The organism is Nitrosomonas sp., from assembly GCF_040240425.1.
Taxonomy (GTDB): Bacteria; Pseudomonadota; Gammaproteobacteria; order Burkholderiales; family Nitrosomonadaceae; genus Nitrosomonas.
This window is the reverse complement of sequence record NZ_QPHG01000070.1, coordinates 1-5,966: the sequence shown is the minus strand read 5'-3', so window position 1 is coordinate 5,966 and position 5,966 is coordinate 1. Positions and strand designations below refer to the sequence as shown.

3 protein-coding genes and 1 pseudogene are annotated in these 5,966 nt (G+C 48.0%); all 4 read left to right on the top strand.

Annotation, left to right across the window (positions count from 1 at the left end; all coding sequences use genetic code 11):
- Positions 1-106, top strand: a pseudogene (locus tag DU481_RS15365) (IS1595 family transposase); the annotation flags it as partial.
- Positions 107-355: 249 nt separating this feature from the next.
- Complete coding sequence (locus DU481_RS15360) at positions 356-1,897, top strand: M10 family metallopeptidase (RefSeq protein ID WP_350135943.1); 1,542 nt, start codon at positions 356-358, stop codon at positions 1,895-1,897.
- Positions 1,898-2,132: 235 nt separating this feature from the next.
- Positions 2,133-3,968, top strand: coding sequence for an Ig-like domain-containing domain (locus tag DU481_RS15355; RefSeq protein WP_350135942.1), 1,836 nt, complete (start codon positions 2,133-2,135; stop codon positions 3,966-3,968).
- 219 nt (positions 3,969-4,187) lie between these two features.
- Complete coding sequence (locus tag DU481_RS15350; RefSeq protein WP_350135940.1) at positions 4,188-5,747, top strand: APC family permease; 1,560 nt, start codon at positions 4,188-4,190, stop codon at positions 5,745-5,747.
- The last annotated feature ends 219 nt before the right edge of the window (positions 5,748-5,966 follow it).

Below are 5,966 nucleotides of genomic sequence, written 5' to 3'. Positions count from 1 at the left end.
ACATACTTTCTACCTGCACTTGAAAGAAACCGAATTTCGTTTTAATCATCGCCGTGATAATCTCTATCATGAAATTCTTAAATTGTTACGTTTAAACCCGCTTTAACTTCCTAAGACCCTTAAAAATTATTTAAAAAATCGCTTGCCTAACTAAAATATCAACCACTCAATCCACATTACCCAATTGATTCTTTTATATTATTCAACATATTATTACAAGATATATTAGTTTATTGTGAAGTCTTACAAAAAATTGTGAAGTATTGGTAAAGATAGACAAACGAGTAGCAACAATTTAGATTAGCAACCAACATCAAGGCCGATTCCTCAATTTACCGATTATCAAGGACTCACTATGCCGTCGCCCTTTTTCTCAAGCAGCATCACGAATACCAGGCTTTCCCATGACAATTCGATTGATTCTCTGGCGGGCGGCACACGCTGGCTGAGCTCAACCATCACCTACAGCTTTCCTGCCAGTAACAGTTCACTATATTGGTCTTCACTTTCGAGCGGATACGGTTCCCGGTTTGGTGATGGCGAACCGTGGAGAAGCGACTTCACAACGTTAACCACGTTGGATCAAGCCGCTTTTGTCAAAGCGCTGCAACAATGGGCGAATGTTGCCAATTTAAACTTTGTACCCGTTGTGGAAACCCCCAGCGCAGTGGGCGACATCCGCGCGGCCTATACCTCGGACCCCGATGAGTTGACCCTGGCTTGGGCTTATCTGCCCAGCACCGGTCCCTATGCGGGTGATATCTGGATGAATACCAATAGTCTGCTCAATTTTCAGGAATGGGATCCTGGCAATATCTCGTATGAATCTGTTTTACATGAACTGGGCCATGCCTTGGGTCTCACGCATCCTTTCGCTGACCCTGACGATCCGTCCAAGCCGACGCTGCCAAAGAATCAGGACAGCGTCATCCACACCATCATGAGTTATACCTACGCGGATCTGCAAGGTGTGGAAGGTAACGAATTTTCCTTTCATCCCACCACGCCGATGGTGCTCGATATCGCAGCGATACAATATTTATATGGCGCCAACACCCGTTACCATGCCGGTAACGATACCTACACCTACAACGACGCCAATACCTATCACGAGACCCTTTGGGATGTAGGCGGCGCTTCCGATACCATTCACTACGAAGGTGCGATTTCCAGTGTGATTGATTTGAATCCGGGCGATGGATCGTTCATTGGTCAGCCGGTCTACGTTCAACTCAACGGTGTCAATGTCGGTCAGCCGGTTCCGAATGTCTGGATCGCCAATAACGTCACGATTGAAAACGCCATCGCCGGACAAGGGAACGATATCCTGATCGGCAACGGTAGCCGCAACACCTTGGATGGCGGTGCCGGAATCGATACGGTGCAAGCGGGTGCAGCGCGCAGTCAATTCACGTTGAACAAGACTTCCGGCGGCTACACCCTCACCGACAACGCCAATCCCGGCAATCAGGATACATTGACAAACATCGAGCGGGTGAAATTTGCTGATGCGCACGTGGCCCTAGATCTGGACGGCCACGCCGGAGAAGTCGCCAAGCTGCTCGGCGCGGTATTCGGCGCTGCCACCGTCGCCAATCAGGATTACGCCGGTATCGGCCTGACTAAAGCCGACGAAGGATTGAGTTACGAACAACTGGCTACTTTCGCCATCGATGCAACCAAACTCACCAGTCACGAAGACATCGTCATGCTGCTGTGGCAAAACCTGTTCGGCTCCACACCCACGCTAAGCGAAAAATCCCCCTACATTAACATGCTCGACACGGGCGAAATATCAACTGGCGCACTCGCGGTACTGGCTGCGGACACCGGCATCAACGCGGAAAATATTCATCTGACAGGACTCGCGCAAACCGGACTGGCGTACACCGGTTGATGACTGATTAGTTCAATCCGCTTAATCTCATTCTCGATGAACTGCTATCGAATCCACTTGAATTAACCATTCGCACCTTCAAGCAGCTTATTCCAATAACCCAGGCTTTTTTACGGTTAATCGGCAATTTGCCCAAACTGATGTTCCATGATAATGACCGGCAGCGATGATTGGCTATGCGCCATCATTTATGCCGTGAACACAGTTCAATTTTCTCTTGCAAAAAGGACAGCCGATGCCGCCAATTCCAGCAAAAAAATCCGTAACGTACAGCGATCCAATGCATGCACCGGCGATAAAAGCCGATGACAGTATCGAATTGCACTTTAAAAACGAAGTGATGGCTGGAACCGGCGATATTATCCTCAGCAACGGTTCGGATACCCGCAGAATAGGGGTCAATGACACCAGCCAGATTACTTTCAGCAGCAGCAAATTATTCGGTAATTCGATCATCATCAACCCGGCACAAGACTTGATTCCGAATACCCATTACAGTATCCGGATGGACAGCGGCGTTATCCAGGATATCGCCGGGAATGTGAATACCAGTATCGATGATCCTGACACATTGAGTTTTAATACTACAGACTCCACGCCATTACTCCGCTACAGCAATATCGGTAATATCGGCTATAGCCCGTTCGACTCAGACTTATCCGCACCCACTGAGTTGACTGCTGATGACAATATATGGCTCGATTTTGACGAGCGCATGATCCCGGGCAGCGGCAATATCATTCTCAGCAATGGCTCGGATACACGCACAATCGATATCACCGATACAAGCCAAGTGACATTTAGCGATTATGACGGCTTTGTTACCATCAACCCGGCAGCCGATTTGATTCCCAACACGCACTATCACATTCAAATCCCCGCTGGAACTATTACCGATACGACAGGCAATGCCTATGCAGGCAACGTCGATTCAAATGCACTCGATTTTACTGTCAGTTCTACCGCCCCGTCACTCTGGTGGAGCTATTTATCGAGCGACTCAACATTGAAAGTGGATAGCGGCATTACCTTTTATTTTAATCAAGGGATAAAAGTCGGTAGCGGTGACATTGTGATCAGCAATGGTTCGGATACCCGTACGATTGACATCACCGATACCAGTCAGGTGACCTTCACCAATATTTTTTCCGGCGCTGTCACCATTAAACCATCCGCTGATCTTATTCCCGGCACCTCATACACAGTTCAAATGACAGCGGACGCGATCACGGATGACACCGGTCATGCATTTGATGGAATTGAAGCGAACACGATGCATTTCACAACGGTTGCATCCAATCCGTGGCTGAACGGTATTAATTGGGTTAATTTGTATGCTCCAATGGAAGAAATCACTATCAAGGCCGATGATGCCATCACGCTGCAATTCGATGAAGCAGTACTGCCCGGTAACGGCGAGATCGTCATCAGTAATGGCATCGATACGCGTGCGATTGATATTCACGACGACAGCCAAGTAACATTCGATGATTATGGTCAGGTATTCGTCAAACCATTACACGATTGGGTACTCGGTACCCACTACACTATCCGGATGGCGGCTGGTGTTGTTATGGATAGCGACGGCAATGCTTTTGCGGGCTCCGATGATTTATCCGGATTCGGTTTCACACCGGTTGAATCCAATCCCGTGTTGAATGGAACCAATTTCATGGCAAGCAACGGTCAACCATTCGTGCCCGTCAGTTTTCTCTGGAATGAAGAACTGCAACTTCGCTCCGATAGTGTTATTCAATTGCGTTTTGACGAACCAGTGACGGCAGGTAACGGCAAGATTACGATCAGCAGTGACACTGACACCCGCATCATCGATATTCATGATACCAATCAAGTGATATTCCATGAGTATGGCGATATGGTCATCAGCCCGGTTGAAAATTTGTTGCCGCATACTCTGTATCACATCGAGATTGCAACTGGAGTCATCACCGATACCGCCGGTAATCCTTACGAGGGCATCCATGATGCGACCGCTTTGGATTTCACTACTACGGATCCTTATTTCATCACCATGACAGGTGTTGGTTCATTGGACATCATAAGCTCGTAGATCAAACAGAGCACCAATCCAGAAAATACTGCGCTGGTGATTTATCGCTTTTGCGGGTTAGGGCGCTTTATTTTCTGGCGTATCGCATAAAAATCAACTGAAATCGCGTGCTTTGGCGCTCACTTGCAGCTTTTGACATCATTACCAATCTTTGTTACTTTCCTGCGCGAACCTGGGAGATTTGCTTTCTCAGCACTCCGGTAAAACATGAGGAATGACATGCACGAAGAAACAGTAATGCACGGCCTGAAAGCCAAAGGATTAAAAAAAGGATCGGTATCCAAATCGGCGGCTGTTACGATCGGCCTCGCTGCTACCGCACCGGCCTACTCGTTAACCGGCGCTTTGGGATATGGCGCTTCCCAGAGCGGTTATCAGCTGCCGATCGTATTTATTTTATCGGTGATCCCAATGTTCTTCGTGGCGCTGTCTTATAAGCACCTGACTACCTCGGCGCCCGATTCCGGAACCGTATTTACCTGGGGAACGAAAGCGATCGGCCCGCGTTTCGGTTGGTTTGGCGGCTGGGCGCTGTTATTGGCAAGCGTGCTGGCAGGCGTTGCAGCGACGCAAATTATTGTCGATGCACTGGCCATCATACTGAATATGACTGAAACACCGTTATGGTTTCACTTTAGCGTCGCGATCTTATTTATCTTAAGCACGACCTATCTGACGGCACTCGGCGCCGAGGAATCATCGCGCACCACCATGATTATGACGATGACACAATACGGCGGACTTATCGCCCTCGCCGCAGTATTGTACATACAAGTTTTGCAAGGCAATGCCGTTCCCTCGGCCGAGCCTATGTCACTCGAATGGTTTAATCCGTTTGCCATTTCATCGTTTCATGCATTTCTAAATGGATTCCTAGTGGCATTATTCATTTTCTGGGGATTTGACGCATCGCTGGCCATGTCGGAAGAAACCAGCGGCAGCGCGGAGCAGGCGGGACGCAGCGGCATCATTGCCATGATCATCACAGTTGCCACCTATGTCGTTTTCGCTACTGCTGCTTTGGCATACGCGGGCATAGATGCACATGACAATTCGAGTTTAACCTTCAAAGATAATATCGATTCGATCATCACGGTTCTGGCAACCAGCATGATTGGAACCAAAGGAGCATTTGTTGCGGCGCTCATTATTGCAATTTCGGCTTTCTCAGCCACCATGTCGACGATCATGCCAGCCGCGCGTGCTGCGCTAGCCATGGCGACCTATCGCGCCATTCCGCGCAAATTCTCTTCCGTCAATGAAGCAACGCAAACACCCAAATTTGCAACTTGGACGATCGGTTTGATGACGCTGATTATCTATATCACGTTGAGTCTCATCAGCGAATCAATCGTCAAGGATTCAATCCATAGTGTCAGTATCGCGGTATGTACTTACTACACTGTGGCTGCGTTGTCCTGCGTGCTGTATTTTCACCGTACCGCATTCAACCATTGGCACACTACCATTTCTCAAGTCATTTTCCCCTCGATTGCCGCCATCATTCTGATTGCGGTAGGCATCATTCAGGCATGGAACATGATGGACCCCCATTACGGATCAAGTGGATCAATTGCGGGAGTTGGTACCGTATTCTTGATTGGCGTGGTCGCGCTACTTTTTGGCGTCCCGCTCATGGTATTGTGGAATTTACGAGAACCCAAATTTTTCCGCGGAGAGACTTTACGGCTTGAGCGAGCGCACATGGTACTCGATAACGAAGAACAAAATGTCCTCAATACCCGCACTGCTCACATTAGGACAACCGCAAAGAAATAAAACTTACCTGTTATACCGTCGATGAAAAAACATGGTTGATATTTTTGCCGAACAGTTAACTCAGAACAAAATTAACTGAGTATTATTATTCAGTTACAGATCCATGGGTAATCCTCCCCAAAATTAACCGAGTAAAGCAGTAGAATTTTCTATCGTAGACGAAGAGGAATTTTACTGATGAAGAAGCAGCGATTTACGGAAAGCCAGATTATGCAGATA